17 protein-coding genes are annotated in these 16,752 nt (G+C 68.3%); 2 read left to right on the forward strand and 15 right to left on the reverse strand.

Annotated features, from left to right (window positions below; genetic code table 11):
* Positions 1 to 11: 11 nt before the first annotated feature.
* The gene (locus PSEK12I1_RS0107760) at positions 12 to 995 is read right to left on the reverse strand and encodes an aliphatic sulfonate ABC transporter substrate-binding protein (RefSeq protein ID WP_027601185.1); all 984 of its coding nucleotides are present in this window, start codon (positions 993 to 995) and stop codon (positions 12 to 14) included.
* Between the two features lie 259 nt (positions 996 to 1,254).
* On the opposite strand from PSEK12I1_RS0107760, the gene PSEK12I1_RS0107765 reads away from it, so the two are divergent.
* Both PSEK12I1_RS0107765 and PSEK12I1_RS0107770 read left to right on the forward strand, forming a co-directional pair.
* A complete protein-coding gene (locus PSEK12I1_RS0107765) occupies positions 1,255 to 2,622 on the forward strand; it encodes an LLM class flavin-dependent oxidoreductase (RefSeq protein ID WP_027601186.1) in 1,368 nt (455 codons plus the stop codon).
* A 17-nt stretch (positions 2,623 to 2,639) separates the two neighbouring features.
* Positions 2,640 to 3,425 (forward strand): MetQ/NlpA family ABC transporter substrate-binding protein, encoded by a 786-nt coding sequence (locus PSEK12I1_RS0107770; protein ID WP_027601187.1) that lies wholly within the window; start codon positions 2,640 to 2,642, stop codon positions 3,423 to 3,425.
* A gap of 42 nt (positions 3,426 to 3,467) precedes the next feature.
* Here PSEK12I1_RS0107770 and PSEK12I1_RS0107775 read toward each other — a convergent pair whose 3' ends face one another.
* The 14 genes from PSEK12I1_RS0107775 to PSEK12I1_RS0107840 form a co-directional block, all read right to left on the reverse strand.
* Complete coding sequence (locus PSEK12I1_RS0107775; protein WP_027601188.1) at positions 3,468 to 4,070, reverse strand: trans-aconitate 2-methyltransferase; 603 nt, start codon at positions 4,068 to 4,070, stop codon at positions 3,468 to 3,470.
* 29 nt (positions 4,071 to 4,099) lie between these two features.
* Positions 4,100 to 4,846, reverse strand: a complete 747-nt coding sequence (locus PSEK12I1_RS0107780; RefSeq protein ID WP_027601189.1) for an ABC transporter ATP-binding protein — start codon at positions 4,844 to 4,846, stop codon at positions 4,100 to 4,102.
* Positions 4,847 to 4,849: 3 nt separating this feature from the next.
* On the reverse strand, positions 4,850 to 6,172 hold the full coding sequence (locus PSEK12I1_RS0107785) for an ABC transporter substrate-binding protein (protein WP_027601190.1): 1,323 nt from the start codon (positions 6,170 to 6,172) through the stop codon (positions 4,850 to 4,852).
* 59 nt (positions 6,173 to 6,231) lie between these two features.
* On the reverse strand, positions 6,232 to 7,278 hold the full coding sequence (locus PSEK12I1_RS0107790; protein ID WP_051399192.1) for a branched-chain amino acid ABC transporter permease: 1,047 nt from the start codon (positions 7,276 to 7,278) through the stop codon (positions 6,232 to 6,234).
* A 10-nt stretch (positions 7,279 to 7,288) separates the two neighbouring features.
* Positions 7,289 to 8,170: a branched-chain amino acid ABC transporter permease gene (locus PSEK12I1_RS0107795; protein ID WP_027601192.1), complete on the reverse strand. Its 882-nt coding sequence runs from the start codon at positions 8,168 to 8,170 to the stop codon at positions 7,289 to 7,291.
* 170 nt (positions 8,171 to 8,340) lie between these two features.
* A complete protein-coding gene (locus PSEK12I1_RS0107800) occupies positions 8,341 to 9,132 on the reverse strand; it encodes an ABC transporter ATP-binding protein (RefSeq protein ID WP_027601193.1) in 792 nt (263 codons plus the stop codon).
* Between the two features lie 3 nt (positions 9,133 to 9,135).
* Positions 9,136 to 10,227 carry a dimethylsulfone monooxygenase SfnG gene (gene sfnG / locus PSEK12I1_RS0107805; protein WP_027601194.1) on the reverse strand — a complete coding sequence of 364 codons (1,092 nt, stop codon included), beginning with the start codon at positions 10,225 to 10,227 and terminating at the stop codon, positions 9,136 to 9,138.
* 226 nt (positions 10,228 to 10,453) lie between these two features.
* Positions 10,454 to 11,638 carry a PotD/PotF family extracellular solute-binding protein gene (locus PSEK12I1_RS0107810; protein WP_027601195.1) on the reverse strand — a complete coding sequence of 395 codons (1,185 nt, stop codon included), beginning with the start codon at positions 11,636 to 11,638 and terminating at the stop codon, positions 10,454 to 10,456.
* The gene (locus PSEK12I1_RS0107815) at positions 11,635 to 12,624 is read right to left on the reverse strand and encodes a GTP-binding protein (protein ID WP_027601196.1); all 990 of its coding nucleotides are present in this window, start codon (positions 12,622 to 12,624) and stop codon (positions 11,635 to 11,637) included. Before PSEK12I1_RS0107815 ends, PSEK12I1_RS0107810 begins: the two co-directional genes overlap by 4 nt.
* On the reverse strand, positions 12,621 to 12,920 hold the full coding sequence (locus PSEK12I1_RS0107820; protein ID WP_027601197.1) for a hypothetical protein: 300 nt from the start codon (positions 12,918 to 12,920) through the stop codon (positions 12,621 to 12,623). The genes PSEK12I1_RS0107815 and PSEK12I1_RS0107820 overlap by 4 nt, the downstream gene beginning before the upstream one ends.
* A 9-nt stretch (positions 12,921 to 12,929) precedes the next feature.
* The gene (locus PSEK12I1_RS0107825) at positions 12,930 to 13,679 is read right to left on the reverse strand and encodes an SDR family NAD(P)-dependent oxidoreductase (RefSeq protein ID WP_027601198.1); all 750 of its coding nucleotides are present in this window, start codon (positions 13,677 to 13,679) and stop codon (positions 12,930 to 12,932) included.
* 10 nt (positions 13,680 to 13,689) lie between these two features.
* Positions 13,690 to 14,460 (reverse strand): SDR family NAD(P)-dependent oxidoreductase, encoded by a 771-nt coding sequence (locus tag PSEK12I1_RS0107830; RefSeq protein ID WP_037006823.1) that lies wholly within the window; start codon positions 14,458 to 14,460, stop codon positions 13,690 to 13,692.
* Positions 14,461 to 14,471: 11 nt separating this feature from the next.
* Positions 14,472 to 15,830, reverse strand: a complete 1,359-nt coding sequence (locus tag PSEK12I1_RS0107835) for an MFS transporter (RefSeq protein WP_027601200.1) — start codon at positions 15,828 to 15,830, stop codon at positions 14,472 to 14,474.
* Positions 15,831 to 15,855: 25 nt separating this feature from the next.
* Complete coding sequence (locus PSEK12I1_RS0107840; RefSeq protein ID WP_027601201.1) at positions 15,856 to 16,737, reverse strand: polysaccharide deacetylase; 882 nt, start codon at positions 16,735 to 16,737, stop codon at positions 15,856 to 15,858.
* Positions 16,738 to 16,752: the final 15 nt, after the last annotated feature.

Here is a 16,752-nt window from a genome sequence, read left to right on the forward strand (position 1 = left end):
TTCCTTGTCGACTAGCGGGAGGTCAGGGGGGCGCTGGGGGTCCAGAGGTCCACGGCGCTCGCGTCCACCGCAGTGGGCAGCAACCTGGCGGCGTGGAAGGCATCGGCGATGCGCTGCTGCTCGCCGAGGGCGGCGCGGCTAACCGACTGGACATCGTAGGTGCGGCGGCCGTTGGCCAGCTCGACGGTAGCCTCGTCCAGGCGACCCCACTGCGGACCGAGAATCCGTGCCGCCTCGGCGGGGTGTTGCTTCACCCACTGCCCCGTGCGCTGCAGCTCGGCGAACACCAGGCCCAGCACCTCGGGATGGGCCTGGGCATAGGGCGTGGCGGCCAGGTAATAGCGCTGGTAGCTGGCCAGGCCCTCGCCCGAGGCGAGGATGCGAACGTGCTGCTGGCGCTGGGCGCTGGCGACGAAGGGCTCCCAGGTCACCCAGGCATCCACCTTGCCGTTCTCCAGGGCGGCGCGACCGTCCGCCGGGGTGAGATAGGCCGGCTGGATGTCGGCGAAGGTCAGCCCTGCCTTTTGCAGGGCGGCGATCAGCAGGTAGTGGCTACCGGCGGCCTTGGTCACGGCGATGCGCTTGCCCTTGAGATCGGCGAGGGTCTGCAGCGGCGAGCCCTCCGGGACCAGGATGGCCTGGGCCTGGGGCGATGGCGTTTCCCGGGCGAAGTAGGTGAGCTTGGCGCCCGCCGCCTGGGCGAACACCGGTACGGTGTCGGCGACGTCGGCGGAGAGATCCACGTTGCCGACGTTGAGGGATTCCAGCAGCGGCAGGCCGCTGGAGAACTCGTGCCAGCTGACGGTGATGCCCTGGGCTGCCAGATCCCGCTCCAGGGTGCCCTGCTCCTTGAGCAGCACCAGCAGGGTGGAGGATTTCTGGTAGCCGATACGCAGGCTGGTATCGGCCTGGGCGGCGCAGGCGAGGCCCAGCAGACCCAGGGCGAGCAGCCCCCGGCGGAGACCTGCGCGAAACGAACAGCGGATAGCGACCATGGATGCCTCAGCGAGCGGCGAATGAATGGCCGCCACGATAAGGAATAAGCAAAGGTCAGATTAATACCGATTTGGAATTTGGTTAGAGGCGAGCGCCCTGCCGCGACGGCCCTAACGTTATTCCGAAAGGCTATTTAAAGCCTGGTCTATCTGGAAGCTAACGTATAACCACCGGACCACCGGATCTCTCCTTTCGCCTTGAACCCGAGGATCCCATGGCTGTGCTCCGGACTCTTCTCCCCATGGGGGCGCCCACCCCATGACCGCTCCCGCCAAGCAGGTGCTGCTCAACGCCTTCAACATGAACACCGTGGGCCATATCAACCATGGCCTCTGGACCCATCCGCGTGACACCTCCAGCCGCTATCACACCCTCGGCTACTGGACCGAGCTGGCCCAGCTGCTGGAACGCGGGCTGTTCGATGGGCTGTTCATCGCCGACATCCTGGGCGTCTACGACGTCTACGGCGGCAATGTCGACCTGACCCTGCGCGAATCCATCCAGCTGCCGGTCAACGACCCCTTCCTGCTGGTCTCGGCCATGGCTGCCAGCACCCGGCACCTGGGTTTTGGCCTCACCGCCAACCTCACCTACGAGCCGCCCTATCCCTTCGCCCGCCGCCTCTCCACCCTGGATCACCTGAGCAAAGGCCGAGTTGGCTGGAACATCGTCACCGGCTACCTGGACAGCGCCGCCCGCGCCATGGGCCTGGACCGGCAGATCGCCCACGACCGTCGCTACGACCAGGCCGACGAATACCTGGAAGTGCTCTACAAGCTGCTCGAAGGCAGCTGGGGCGACGACGCCGTGGTCCGCGATCGCGTCCAGCGGATCTATGCCCGCCCCGAGCGGGTGCGCAAGGTCGCGCACCATGGCGAATTCTTCGACGTCGAGGGCTATCACCTCTGCGAGCCCTCGCGGCAACGCACCCCGGTATTGTTCCAGGCCGGCTCCTCGGACCGCGGCCTGGCCTTTGCCGGGCGCCATGCCGAATGCGTGTTCATCTCCGGGCAGGACCAGGCCGCCACCCGCGCCCAGGTCGAGCGGGTGCGGGGCGCGGCAGTGGCCGCCGGCCGCCGCGCGGATGACGTCAAGCTGTTCATGGGGCTCACGGTGATCGTCGCCCCCACCGCTGCCGAAGCCCGCGACAAGCACGCCGAATACCTGAGCTATGCCAGTCCCGAGGCCGGCGTCGCCCACCATTCGGCCTCGGTGGGCATAGACCTCGCCGCCTATGGCCTCGACGAACCCATCCGCCCGCAACGGACCGAGGCCATCGAATCGGCGCTCAAGCGCCTGGTGGCCAAGGACGCCGGCTGGACCCGCCGCAAGCTGCTGGAGCAGCACGCCCTCGGTGGCCGCTACACCGCCCTGGTCGGCGATCCCGGGCAGGTGGCCGATGCCCTGCTCGGCTGGATCGACGAAACCGGGCTGGACGGCTTCAACCTGGCGCGCACCGTCACCCCCGAGTGCTACGGCGACTTCATCGATCTGGTGATCCCGGAGTTGCAGAGCCGGGGTCGCTACAAGACCGCCTATGCCGAGGGCAGCTTCAGACACAAGCTGTTCGGCCGCGGCGACCACCTCGACACCCGCCATTTCGGCAGCCATTTCCGCCAGGCCTGACCCTTCAAGGACGCCCCATGACCCGCCTCAAGCCCCTGCTCTTCGCCCTCGGCCTCTTCAGCACCGCAGCCCTGGCCGCGCCGCTCAAGATAGGCACCACCGCCGCCTTCGCCCCGCCGCTGGAGGTCGCGGTGCAGGAGGCCAAGGCCGCCGGGGTGGACGTGGAGATCGTCGAATTCAGCGACTGGATCGCTCCCAACACCAGCCTCGCCAACCACGACATCGACGCCAACTACTACCAGCACATCCCCTTCCTGGAAAACGCCAAGCGCACCGCCGGCTATGACCTGGTGGCGGTGGCGCCGGGGATCATCAACAACGTCGGGCTCTATTCGAAGAAGTACCGCACCCTGGCCGAGGTCCCCAAGGGCGCACGGGTGGCCATCGCCAACGATGCCATCAACGGCGGCCGTGGCCTGTTGCTGCTGGAGAAGGCCGGCTTCATCACCCTCAAGCCCGGCGTCGGCTACCACGCCACCCTGGCGGACATCACCGGCAATCCGCGCGACATCCAGATCGTCGAACTGGAGGCCGTGCAGCTGGCCCGCTCGCTGGACGACGTCGACGTGGCTCAGGGCTATCCGCACTACCTGCGCCTGGCCAAGACCATAGATCCCAACCAGGCCCTGCTCTTCGATGGCCTCGACCACCCCGAGTACGTCATCCAGTTCGTCGCCCGTCCGGACAACAGGGACGATCCGCGCCTGGCCAAGCTGATCGACCTCTATCAGCACTCACCCAAGGTCCGCGCCGCCCTGGACCAGGCCCACGGCACCCTCTACCAGCCGGGCTGGAAGGAGTGATCCGCGCCCTGCGCCTTTAGCGAGAACCCCACCTGGAGACCGTCAGAGCTTCTCCACGACGAAGGCGCAGCGTCCACGGTTGCGGCCGCCGTCGGGCAGGTCCATGAATTCGTCGATGAGGATGCGCACGCCCTGCCCCAGCAGCAGGGCGCGCAGTTCCTCAGGCGGATGGGAGTCATAGAAGAACGGCTGGTCGAACATCGTATCGACGAAGGCATCCGCCGCCGAGCCGCCCGCCGTCAGCATCAGCCGTCCCCCTTGCGGAAGCCCGGCGATCACCCGCGCCAGGAGCGTCGCGTGCCAGCGGCGCTCCAGATGGAACAGCGCATCCCACAGCAGCGCGCCCTGGTAGGGTTCGGCGCAGGCATAGGTTTCCAGCCGCGCCTCGATCCAGCGCTGCTTGGGAAATTCCCGCCGCGCATGGGCCAGCATGGCGGCCGCCTGATCGACCCCGAGCACGCGATGTCCCTGGGCGAGGATGGCGGCGGCGACCGGCGTGCCGGTGCCGCAGCCCAGATCGAGCAGGGTCGTCCCGGGTTCGAGCTTTTCCAGGAGCACCTCCAGGTAGCGACGCTCGTCGTCCCTGAGGCTGACGCGGGCCTGGCGAAAGCTGTTGGCGATGGCGTTGTAGGAGGTCTTGTTCATGGCGTGGGCTCCCTGGTCGTTCCGGGAGCTTAGCCCACCCCCAGGTAGGCCGCCTGCACCGTCTCGTGCGTCAGACCCATGCCGGGCACGCCGGACTGCACCACCCGCCCGCTTTCCAGCACGAAAGCCTGGTGGGCGTAGTCGAGGGCGATGGCGCTGTTCTGCTCGGCCATCAGCACGCTCAGGCCCTCCTCGCGGTTGAGCCGGGCGACGCTTGCGAAGATCTCCTCAACCAGCAGCGGCGCCAGGCCCATGGAGGGTTCGTCCAGCAGCAGCAGGCGGGGCCGCGCCATGAGTGCACGACCCAGGGCGATCATCTGCTGCTCGCCGCCCGAGGTCAGACCCGCCAGCTGCCGGCGCTTGCCGGCCAGGCGGGGAAACCAGGCATAGATGCGCTCCAGTTCCTCACGCTGCGCGGCGCGCCCGAGGCGGCGGACGAAACCGCCGCTAAGCAGATTTTCCTCCACGCTGAGTCGCCCGAAACAGTGGCGCCCTTCCAGCACCTGGACCAGTCCGGCACGGACCCGGGCATCGGCCGACTGGCCCGCGAGGTCCCGCCCCTCGTAGCGGATGGCGCCGCGGACCAGGGCGCCGCGAGCGGCGCCGAGCAGCCCCGAGAGGGCCTTGAGGGTGGTGCTCTTGCCGGCGCCATTGGCGCCCAGCAAGGCCACGATCTGGCCCTGGCCGACCTCCAGACTGACGCCATCGACGGCGAGGATGGCGCCGTCGTAACGGACTTCGATGGCTTCGACCGCCAACAAGGGGGTGGTCGTCATGGGTCAGCTCTCCTTGCTGCAATCACGGGGGGTTATGCCCTTTTCCTTGGCGTACTGCCGGGCCGAGGCCTCGATGATCGGTCGCAGGAAGGCGCGATCGGCCTGCACCCAGTCGCTCACCAGTTGCCACTGCTCGCCATCCCACTGCTGGATGCGGATGGCGCCGCCGCCTTCGTGGTCGGCGCAGGAAAGCATGAGCGGCTGCACCAGCCCCTTGGCGCCCAGGGCCTGCAGGCGGGCGTCGTCCAGCTTCAGGTGTTCGAAGCCCCAGCGCACCTGCTCGCCGCTGAGGGGCTTGTCGCCATACTTGGCCTGGGCCACCCGCAGCGCCTCGACGTTGAGGATGCCGTTGACCACGCCGAGGTTGTAGTAGACGGTGCCGAAACGCTTGGGATCGGCCAGGTCGCTCTGCCCCTTGGCCACCACGTCGCGTTCGATGCCCTGCAGCACCGGGAAGGCGGTGCCCGAAGGGTGGGTGGTGATGGCCAGGAAGCCCTTGGCCGCCGCGCCAGCCGGACGCACGTCTTCCTCGGAGTTGCTCCAGATGTTGCCGATGATGTGGTCAACCGGGAAGCCGACTTTCTGCGCGGTCTTGATAGCCACCGGGTTCATCACCCCCCAGCCACGCAGGATCACCCAGTCGGGCTTGAGGCGGCGGATGTTGAGCCACTGGGACTGCTGCTCGTTGCCCGGATGGGGCACTTCCAGCAGGGTCAGCTCGAAGCCATAGCGATCCGCCAGCTTCTGCAGCACTTCGTTGGTCTCCTTGCCATAGGGCGAGCCGTGGTAGAGGGTGACGATCTTCTTGCCCTTGAGACTGGACTCGCCACCGCCCTGCTGGGCGATCCAGTTGAGGATGGCCGAGACCTCCGAATAGGGATTGAGCTGCAGCGGGAAGACATAGGGAAAGACGCTGCCATCGGTGGAGTCGGTGCGGCCGTGGTTGATGGTGATCAGCGGCAGGCGGTCAGCGGTGGACCTGTCCAGGGTGGCGTAGGCGATGCCTACCGACAGCGGATTGGTGGCGGCCGCGGGCGCGCCGTCGCGGCCGTTCTTCAGTCGCTCGTAGCACTCCACGCCCTTCTCGACGATGTATTCGGTTTCGCATTCGCTCCATACCAGCTTGACGCCATTCACGCCGCCGTTGGCGTTGACGTATTTCATGTAGTCGATGAAGCCGCCGAAGAAGCCGGTGCCGCCCGCCGCATAGGGGCCAACCCGATAGCTCTGCAGCGGGAAGTATTGCTCGCCCGCGGCCTGGGCCGGGCCGAAGCTGCTGAGGCCCAGGGCCAGGACGAGGCTGCCGAGCAGATGACGTTTGAACATGGAGACTTTCCTTGTGGGGCTGGAGCGCCGGCGGGCCTTCCCGCCGGCAGGGAGTGAAGTCAGCGGCGCTGCAGGCGTTGCCAGCCACGCGTGGCGAGTCGGGCCAAGCCCTCGGGTTCCTTGATCAGTACCAGGATGATCAGGGCGCCGAAGACCATCTTTTGCAGGTTCTCCAGCTGGCCCGCGGCGATGAAGTCGCCCGGCAGCCAGCCGGCCAGGTTGGAGAGCAGCAGCGGAAACAGCACCATGAAGGCGGCGCCATAGAGGCTGCCGGCCAGGCTGCCGAGGCCACCGAGGATGACGATGAAGAGGATCTGGAAGGAGCGACTCAGGTCGAAGCCGTGGGGCTCCACGGTGCCCAGGTAGGTAAAGGCCCAGAGCGCCCCGGCGACGCCGAGGTAGAAGCCGCTCAGGGCGAAGGCCAGCAGCTTGGCCCGCACCACCGACAGGCCCATCACCGCGGCGGCGGTTTCCCGGTCGCGCACCGCCATCCAGGTACGGCCGAGTTCGCCGTGCACCAGTCGCGCGGCGAAGGCGAACAGCACCAGGACCACCAGCAGGGTGGCCAGGTAGCGACCCAGCGGCCCGCCGAAATCCTGGCCCAGCAGCACCAGCGGCGGCGCGCTGATCACCCCCGAGGCGCTGCCATGGGAAAACCAGTCGAAGCGGGTCAGGGCCCAGAGGACGAAGAACTGCGCCGCCAGGCTGGAGACGACCAGGTAGAAGCCACGGATCCTCAGGCTGGGCAGGCCGAACAGCAGGGACACCAGGGCCGCCAGCAGGCCGCCGGCGAACAGGCACAGCGGCAGGGGCCAGCCCAGGCGTACCTGCAGGTTGTAGGTGGCGAAGGCGCCGACCGCCATGAAGGCGGCCGAGCCCAGCGACAGCTGCCCGGCATAGCCGGTGAGCAGATTGAGGCCCAGCCCGGCCAGGGCCAGCACCAGGAAGGGAATCAGCAGGGCATTGAACAGATAGTCGCTGCCGACCCAGGGCAGCACGCCAAAGGCCAGGACCAGGAAGGCGGCCAACGCCAGGCGCGCGGGTCGCACAGCGGGTGCACGGGAGGCCAGCGGACGCGCCGTCAGGGCGTCGAGGGAAGTGCTCATGGAAGGTCCTCTAGACGCGCTCGACCACGGGTTCGCCGAACAGGCCGACCGGTCGAATCAGCAGGAATACCAGGGCGAAGGCATAGGGAAACCAGTTCTCCAGGCCGCCGCCGATGAGGGGGCCGAGATAGACCTCGGCGAGCTTTTCGCTGGCGCCGATCAGCAGGCCACCGACGATGGCCCCGGTGATCGAGGAGAAGCCGCCGATGATCAGCACCGGCAGCGCCTTGAGCACGATCAGCGACAGCGAGAACTGCACCCCCAGCCGCGCGCCCCAGAGCAGGCCCGCCACCAGGCCGACGCAACCGGCCACCGCCCAGACCAGCGTCCAGATGCGCGGCAGGCGGATACCCACCGCCTGGGCCGCCAGGGGATCATCGGCCACGGCGCGCAGCGAGATGCCCAGGCGGGTGCGCTCGAACAGCAGCGACAGTCCGATCACCAGCACCGCCGCCACCGCCGCGGCGAACAGGTCGAAGCTCGACAGCAGCAGCTCGCCCAGCTCCAGCGGACGGTCCTCGATACCCAGGTCCAGGCCGTGCACCTGGGCGCCCCACAGCGCCTGGGCGGCGCCCTCGATGAAATAGGCCAGGCCCAGGGTGGCCATGAACAGCACCAGCGGCGAGCGATTCACCAGCGGCCGCAGCACCGTGCGCTCCACCACCACCGCCAGCAGCACCATGACACCGGCGGTGGTCGCCAACGCCAGCCAGCCGGGCAGGCCGCGCTCCACCAGGCTGACGTAGGTCAGGGCGGCGAACAGCAGCATGGCGCCCTGGGCGAAATTGAAGACGCCCGAAGCGCGGTAGATGAGCACGAAACCCAGCGCCACTAGGGCATACATCACCCCGGCGAGCAGGCCGCCAAGCAAGACTTCCAAGAAAAACGCCATGGTTTTCTCCCTGAGGCGTTCAGTGTCCTTAGAAGCTGTTTACGATCTCGCGAGCTAGAGCCAAACAAGGCGGAAAGGCCTGAGGAAGCGGAGTTTACGAGTGGTAAATGAGCATTCCGAAGGTCTTTCCAACGCCGGTTGGCCGACGCGCAGCAGATCGTCAACAACTTCTAGTGACGGGTCCCGAGATAGGCGGCGATCACCGCCGGGTCGTTACGCACCGCGGCGGGTGCGCCGTCGGCGATGAGCCGACCGTAGTCCAGTACCACTACGTGATCCGCCAGCTGCATCACCACCTGGATGTCGTGCTCGATCAGCACCACGGTGACGCCGCGCTCGCGGTTGATGGCCCGGATGTAGCCGCTCAGCTCGCGCTTCTCAGCGGCGTTCATCCCGGCCATGGGTTCGTCCAGCAGCAGCAGCCGCGGCTCAGCCGCCAGTGCCCGGGCCAGCTCCACGCGCTTCTGCAGCCCATAGGGCAGGCTGCCCACCGGGACGTCGCGCCAGGGGCCCAGGTGCAGGAAGTCCAGCGCCCACTCGGCCACCGCCCGCTGCACCCGCTCTTCGGCCGGCGCGCGGCCCAGGCCCAGCGTCTGTTCCAGCCAGGAGGCGCGCCGATGGCGGCCGCGCCCGGCGAGCACGTTGTCCAGCACGCTCATACCCTTGAACAAGGCCAGGTTCTGAAAGGTACGCGCGACCCCGGCCCGCGCCGCCGCCTGCGGGCGGCGCAGCGCCGCGCTGCTGCCAGCCAATTGCACCCTGCCCCGCTGCGGTCGGTAGAGGCCGTTGATCACGTTGAGCAAGGAACTCTTGCCGGCGCCATTGGGCCCGATCAGGGCGCAGATCTCGCCTGCGCGAACCTGGAAGCCGACCTCGGCGAAGGCCGTGACCCCGCCAAAGGCCAGCGCCAGGTCGCTGACCTCCAGCAGCACCGGCGATGGCTTGGCCAGAGCCGCATCCATGGCCTAGGCCGCCGCCTGGGCCGCGGCCCGGGCTTCGAGTTCGCGCACCAGCGGCAGCACCCGCTTGCCGAAGTACTCCACCTCTTCCTGGAAGTGCAGGAAACCGGCCAGCACCAGGTCCACGCCCACCGCCTTGAGGGCGACGATGCGCTCGGCGATCTGCTCGGGGGTGCCGATCAGGTTGGTCTTGAAGCCGTCGTTGTACTGCACCAGATCCTCGAAGCTGGACTTGGCCCAGTTGCCCTCGCCCTCCGGACTGGCCGCGCCGGCATTGCGCGCCTCGTGGCCGAAGGCCTGGACCGCCTCGGGGTTGGCCTTGGCGATGATCTCGTCGAGCACCGCGCGGGCCTCGGCCTCGGTGTCCCGGGCGATGACGAAGGCGTTGACGCCGACCTTGATCGCGTGGCCGTTCGCCGCGGCCTTGGCGCGCAGGTCCTCGACCTGGGCGCGGATGCCCTCGGGGGTGTTGCCGTTGGTGAAGTACCAGTCGGAGACCCGTGCCGCCATGTCCCGCGCGGCCCGGGAGCTGCCGCCCTGGAAGATCTCCGGATGCGGCTGCTGCAGCGGCTTGGGTTTCAGGGTGTAGTTGCGGAAGCGATAGAAGTCGCCGGCGAAGCTGAAGTTGTCCTGGGTCCAGATGCCCTTGAGGGCACGGATGAACTCCTCGGAACGCCGATAGCGCTCGTCGTGGTCGAGCCAGGGCTCGCCGATGCCGTGGAATTCGCCCTTGAACCAGCCGGACACCAGGTTGATGGCGACCCGGCCGTTGGTAAGCTGGTCGATGGTCGCCAGCTGCTTGGCCGCCAGCGCCGGATTCCAGGGGCCGGGCAGGATGGCGGCGATCACCTTGAGACGCTCGGTGGCGGCCAGCAGCGCATGGCTGAAGGCCACCGACTCATGCTGGTATTCAGCGCCGTAACCGGCGGTGAAACGGATCTGCGTCAGGGCGTAATCGAAGCCGGCCTGCTCGGCGAGCTGGGCCAGCTTGCGGTTGTAGTCGATGCCCCAGTGGGTGCGCTGCTCGATGGTGCTGACCACCAGGCCGCCGCTGACGTTGGGGACCCAATAGGCGAATTTGACGGGGTTCTGCGACATGCAAAGGCTCTCCGGGTTGGGCTCGCCGCGAGGGCGAGCGAAACAGTGACCCTGAGCCTTCAATCAAGAACCGAACCAAGTCTAAAAAGCGTTTTCAATCAACGAGTTGCGAGAAAACGTAAGACGATTTCCGTTGTAGCGCCAAGAGCAGCTGTCCAGTCGCTGTTCCCTGGGCAACAGCGCAGCGAGGCGTCTGGCACGCCCTTCTCGCCTGGAAACCGTCGCCTCAGGCCGCCGTGGTGCGCAGGAATTCGCTCCAGCGCCGCACCAGATAGTTGTGCTCGTCCATCACCGAATTCCACACGCCGATATGGCCCATGCGCTGGGCGTAGGAGCCCCCTTCGCGCCGCTGACCCACCTCGATCAGCGGCAGGCCGTCGCTGCCGGCGAGTTCTTCCCGGGCCGGCAGGCCGCCGTACCAGAAGTCCCATTCGGCGGCGCTGAGGTGATCCCGCGCCCGCACCGGATTGGCGATATAGAAGCCCTGGCGCGCCATCACCGCGCCGGGCCAGCCGGCCAGCCACCAGTTGAGGTAGGCATAGGCGGCGTCGCGCACCCGGCCTTCCGCGCAGCGCGACAGCGACAGACCGCCGAACCAGGCGCGATAGCCCTCGCGCGGGACCGCCACCCGGTAATCCACCCCCGCCCGGTGCAGCGCCATGAGCATGGGCGACCAGAGACTCTGGATGTCCACCCCGGCGGCCAGGGTCAGCTCGCCGGCGCTGCGGTCGTCGGACCAGAACGCCGCGAAGTGCCGATGGCGCTGGCGCTCCACCAGCAACTCGGCCAGACGGTCGATCTCCTCCAGGCGCAGGTTGCCGATGTCGTCGAACCGGGCGAGGCCGGCGGCCTGGATCGCCAGGGCGGCGTCCAGCGCGCCGATGGCGGCGTCGCTCTGCAGGGCGCTATGGCCGCACCAGCCTTCGTCGATCAGCCAGGCCCAGCTCTCCTGCTGACCCGCCAGGGCGGCAGGCAGGCTTTCCGGGCGATAGGCGAAGCTGTCGGCGTTGTGGGTCAGCGGCAGCATGCTGATGCGCTCGCTGGGCTGGCCGCCGAGGCTGCCGTCATGCTGCACATAGAGGCGGTCGCACGGCCGACAGCCGGGCGCCAGGCGATCCGTGGCATGCAGCCGGCCGCGCTTGGGCAGGTCGTTGATCTCTTCCCAGAGCGCGATGCGGCGGATGTCGATGGGCTGGATCGCCCGCGCCGGCCAGACGAAGTCGACGTTGTGGAACCACTGGTCATAGAGGTCGTAGCTGCCCGGCTCCAGCACCGCGATGCGCTGGGCGGTCTGGACGTCGTGGATCTGGTAGACCAGGCGGATGCCCAGTTCCGCCTCCGCCCGCTGGCGGATGGGTTCGAGCAGGGTCACCGAGGTGCCCAGCACCCGCAGGGTCAGCGGCGTGCTCATGCGGCCCGTCCCAGGCCGCCCATGAAGGCGGCGAAGGAGCGTCTGAGCAGCGCGGTGTCCAGCTCGCGGACGATGAACACCAGCCGCGAGCGGCGTTCGCCCGCCGGCCAGGCCGGCAGGTGCACCGGCGGATGCAGGCTGTGCTGCACGCCGTGGATGACGATGGGTTGGCTGGCGTCGATCACGTCGAGGATGCCCTTGACTCGCAGGATGCGTTGCCCGTGGCATCTTAGCAGCATCGACAGCCACACCCCGAAGGCCATCCAGTCCAGCGGACGGTCGAACTCCAGGCAGCAGACCTCGGCGCTGCCGTGGCGACCTTCGGCGACGGCGGCGAACAGGCGCCAGCGGCCGACCTCGGCCGCCGGATCGGCGGCGCGCAGGCCCTCGCCCAGCAACAGGTCATCGCCGCTGGCCACCGCCGCCGCCAGGGCCCGGGTGGCGGTGGGATTGAGCTGGGCCAGATGCCGATCCAGCCGCTCCAGCACGGCAGGCGCGACCCGGTCGGCCTTGCTCAGCAACAGCCGGTCGGCTGCGGTGACCTGGTTGAGCCACTCCGGGTGCAGCCCTTCCTGCAAGGCGGCGTGCTCGGCGTCCACCACGGTCACCAGCAAGCCCAGGTGGAAGCGTCCGCGCAACTGGGGATCGAGATTGAGGGTGGCCAGGATCGGCCCCGGATCGGCCAGGCCGGTGGTCTCCAGCAATACCCGGCGAAAGGCCGGGATCTCGCCGCGACTGCGCCGCCCGTGCAGGGTCAGCAGCGCCGCCTTGAGATCGCCGCGCACCGAGCAGCAGACGCAGCCGCTGGGCAGCAGCACGGTGTCCGGGGCCACCTCTTCCACCAGCAGGTGGTCGATGCCGACCTCGCCGAATTCATTGATCAGCAGCGCCGTCTCGCCCAGGGCCTCCTGGGCCAGCAAGCGGCGCAGCAGGGTGGTCTTGCCGCTGCCGAGAAAACCGGTGATGACATTGACGGCGAGGCTCAAGACACTCCCTCCAGCGGCGCCAGCACCCGCAGATCCAGGGGATCGAGCGGTCGCCCCAGCACCGCTTCGGCCTGGCGCCAGAGGTCGTCCAGCCCTTCGGCCAGGGCCTGGCGCCCGGTCGGTCCCTGGATCAGGTAGGAGGCGCCCTGGACGTCGCTCACCGTCAGCCGGAACGGCGCCACCACCCGGTTGATGGCAGCGACCCGGCGCAGGCGCTCGCGCCGCCGGGGCAGGTCGTCGCCCAGCGGATCGCTCCAGTGGAGATCCGGCCCGAGCAGGCCGCACAGTCCGCACATAGCTACCTCCTAGGGCATGACGTCGCCGGAATTGGGGCCCAGGGTCTGGCCGACGAAGAGGTTGCCCCCCGGATCGCTGGCCAGCAGCAGCGCCACCGGCGCCACCTCCTCCGCCCGGCCGAAGCGGCCCAGCGGCAATTCGCGGGCCTTGGCCGCCTTCCAGTCGGCGCTGATGCCGTCCACCAGTGGGGTCTCGATGGGTCCGGGGGCGATGGCGTTGACCAGCACGTTGTCGCGGCCCACTTCCAGCGCCAGCGACTTGGTGAAGCCGATCACCCCGGCCTTGGCCGCGGCATAGTGGCAGAGTTCGGCGCCGCCCTTGATGCCGAGCTGGGAAGCGACGTTGATGATGCGTCCCCAGCGCTGCGCCTGCATGAACGGCAGGGCGCGCTGGCTGGCGAGAAAGACACTGGTGAGGTCGACGCGCAGCATGTCGTTCCACTGCGCCAGGGTCAGCTCGACGCAGGGCGCCTGGGTCAGCATCCCGGCATTGTTAACCAGGATGTCGATGCCGCCATGGGCCGCCACGCAGGCGTCCACTCCGGCCCAGGCACCCTCCGGCTCGCCGACGTCGGCGACGGTCTCGGTCACCACGGCCCCCAGGGCGCGGCATTCCGCGGCCACCTGCGCCAGGCGCTCGCTGTCGCGGTCGGCCAGCACCAGGCGCGCCCCCGCAGCGGCATAGCTGCGGGCGATGGCGGCGCCGATGCCGCTGGCCGCACCGGTCACCAGGGCGCGGCGGTCTGTCAGCTCGAACATCTTCTGCTCCTCAATCGGGCCAGCGGACAGTGAGACCGCCATCGACGATCAGACTCTGGCCGGTGATGTAGCTGGCTTCGGGGCTGGTCAGGAAACGCACCAGCGCCGCCACCTCCTCGGGTTTGCCGACCCGCCCCAGGGGAATGCTGCGGGCGGCCTTGGCCAGGCCCTCCGGCCCCAGGGAGTTCTTGGCGTCCAGCGACTGGGGCGTCTCGATCAAACCGGGGATCACCGCGTTGCAGCGGATGCCCCGCGGCGCCAGTTCGACGGCCAGCGAGCGGCACAGCCCGGGCACCCCGGCCTTGGCTGCGGCGTAGTGGGCATGGTCCTGCCAGCCGTAGACGCCGCCGGCGATGGAGGAGATGGCCACCAGGGCCCCGCCCTCCCCCAGGTGCCGCGCGGCGGCGCGAAAGGTGCGCATGACCCCGGTGAGGTCGACGTCGAGCATCTCCTGCCAGCGCGCGTCGCTCATTTCCAGCAGCGGCGCGGCGCGCAGGAGACCGGCATTGGCCACGGCGTAGTCGAGGCGGCCGAAGTGCGCCAGGGCGGCATCGGCCAGGGCGTCCACCGAGGCGCTGTCGCGGACGTCCAGGGGTTCGAGCAGGCAGTCGCCCCCCGCTGAAATCACCTTCTGGCGAGTCTCTTCCGGGTCATGGGGATCGCCGGGGTAGTAGCCACCGACCACCCGCACGCCCCGCTGGGCATAGGCCACGGCCAGGGCCTGGCCGATGCCGCTGGCGGCACCGGTGATCAGGGCGACGGGAGAGGTATGAGCTGTCATGGAGGCTCCTGTCATTTGAGACTGGTGGGTTCGACATGGCGCGCGGCCCACATCACCAGGCCGGAGAGAAAGCACGGCAGCGCCCCGAACCAGAGCGCGGCGCTGTGCCACTGGCCACCGCTGCCGAGCACGCTGGTGATGCCGAGACCGGCGAGGATGGCGCCGAGCGGCCCCATGGCGTGGACGATGGCGCCACCGGTGGCGCGGATGCTGGTGGGGAAGCTTTCGCCCATGAAGAACAACATGGCCGAATAGGGTCCGGTGAGAAAGAACAGTCCCAGGCTGTAGAGCGCCACCACCGGTACCAGCTGGCTGGGCGCCTGCAGCATGGCGAAGAAGGCCAGGCCGCCACACATCCAGCCGAGGGCCACGGTGTTGCGCCGACCGATGCGATCGCCCAGCCAGCCATGGAACAGGTAGCCGATGAAGCCGACGGCGTTGGACAGCACCAGGATCCACAGCGAATTCTCGAAGCTGAGCTTGTGCACGCTGACGATCACCGAGGTCCCCAGCACGCTGAACACCTGGATCGCCGACCAGTTGAGCAGGATGGCCAGGCTCAGCACCAGGGTCGGTCGCAGGGCCTGGCCCTTGAAGGCCATGGCCACGCCGGCCTTGGCGTGCTCTTCGTAGTCCACGCCGTATTCCCGCGCCAGGCTGCGGGCGTCCTGCTCCTGGCCTTCGCGGCGCAGGCGCTGGATCCGGGCATGCACCTGGAATTGCGGGCTTTCCTTGAGCTTGCGCGCCAGCACGGCGATGACGAAGGCCGGCACGGCGGCGAACACGAAGCAGCCCTGCCAGCCGATATGTGGCAGCAGCAAGGCGGTGAGGCCCGCGGCGATCAGCGCGCCGATCGGCCAGCCACTCTGCACCAGGCTGTAGATGAAGCCGCGGCGGCGGATCAACCGCGGATCGTCCGAGGCGGCATAGACCTCGGTCAGGTAGGTGGCGTTGACCCCCTCCTCCGCATAGCCCAGGCCGGCCACCGAACGCACCAGCACCAGCGGCACCTTGCCCATGCCGGCGCACAGCGCGGTCAGTGCCGAGCACAGGGCCGTGCCGCCGATGGTGACGATGATGCCGCCGCGGCGACCGATCCGGTCCACCAGCGGGCCGATGGCGAAGGCGATGATGGCCCCGCCCAGGGCTACCCAGGTGGCGAGTTCGGCCTGCTCGGCTTCGCTCCAGTTGAAGTGCCCGCCCATCACCGGCAGCAGGGTGCCGAACAGGATGAAGTCGTAGACGGCGAACACCCAGGCGAAGAAGGCGATCCAGGTGGCGTAGCGGACATCAGCGGAAGACAGCGGCTGCGGTTTCCAGGCAGCCGTGGGGGTTTCCGGGTGGAGCGAAGAGGCGGCAGGGAGGGTCATGATCCTGTACCTGTGGGCTGGGCGCTTAGCGCTGGCGCGGCTGGCGCCGCAGGAAGTCGTCGGCGATCTCGTCCATGGTGGCGAAGCGCACCCCGGCGTGACCCTGGATATGCTCGATCAGGCGTTCGAGCATCAGCAGCACCTGCGGCCGCCCCGAGACATCGGGGTGGATGGTGATGGGGAAGACGGCGTAGTCCAGCTCGCGATAGACCCAGTCGAACTGGTCGCGCCACATCTCTTCCAGGTGGCGCGGATTGACGAAGCCGTGGCTGTTGGGCGCCTTCTTGATGAACATCATCGGCGGCAGGTCGTCGAGGTACCAGTTGGCCGGAATCTCCACCAGATCGGTTTCCTGGCCGCGCACCAGCGGCTTCATCCAGCTCTCGGGCTGCTGGCTGTAGTCGATCTTGGTCCAGTTGTCGCCGACCCTCACGTAGTAGGGAGAGAAGTCGTTGTGCATCAGGCTGTGGTCGTACTTGATGCCCTTCTTCAGCAGCAGCTCGTTGGTCACCCGGCTGAATTCCCACCAGGGCGCGACATAGCCGGTCGGCCGCTTGCCGGCCAGGGCGGTGATCAGCTCGATGGACCGATCCAGCACCGCCTCCTCCTGCTCGGGGGTCATGGCGATGGGATTCTCGTGGCTGTAGCCATGGATGCCGATCTCGTGGCCCGCCGCGGCCACCGCCTGCATCTGCTCGGGAAAGGTCTCCACCGAATGGCCCGGAATGAACCAGGTGGTCTTGAGGCCGTAGCGCTCGAACAGCTTGAGCAGCCGGGGCGACCCCACCTCGCCGGCGAACAGGCCGCGGGAGATGTCATCGGGCGAATCCTCGCCGCCGTAGGAACCGAGCCAGCCCGCCACCGCGTCGACGTCGACGCCGATGGAAACGAAGATTTCTTTGGCCATCGTTGCACTCTCCAG

This window comes from Pseudomonas sp. MOIL14HWK12:I1 (assembly GCF_000510705.1).
Taxonomy (GTDB): Bacteria; Pseudomonadota; Gammaproteobacteria; order Pseudomonadales; family Pseudomonadaceae; genus Chryseomonas; species Chryseomonas oryzihabitans.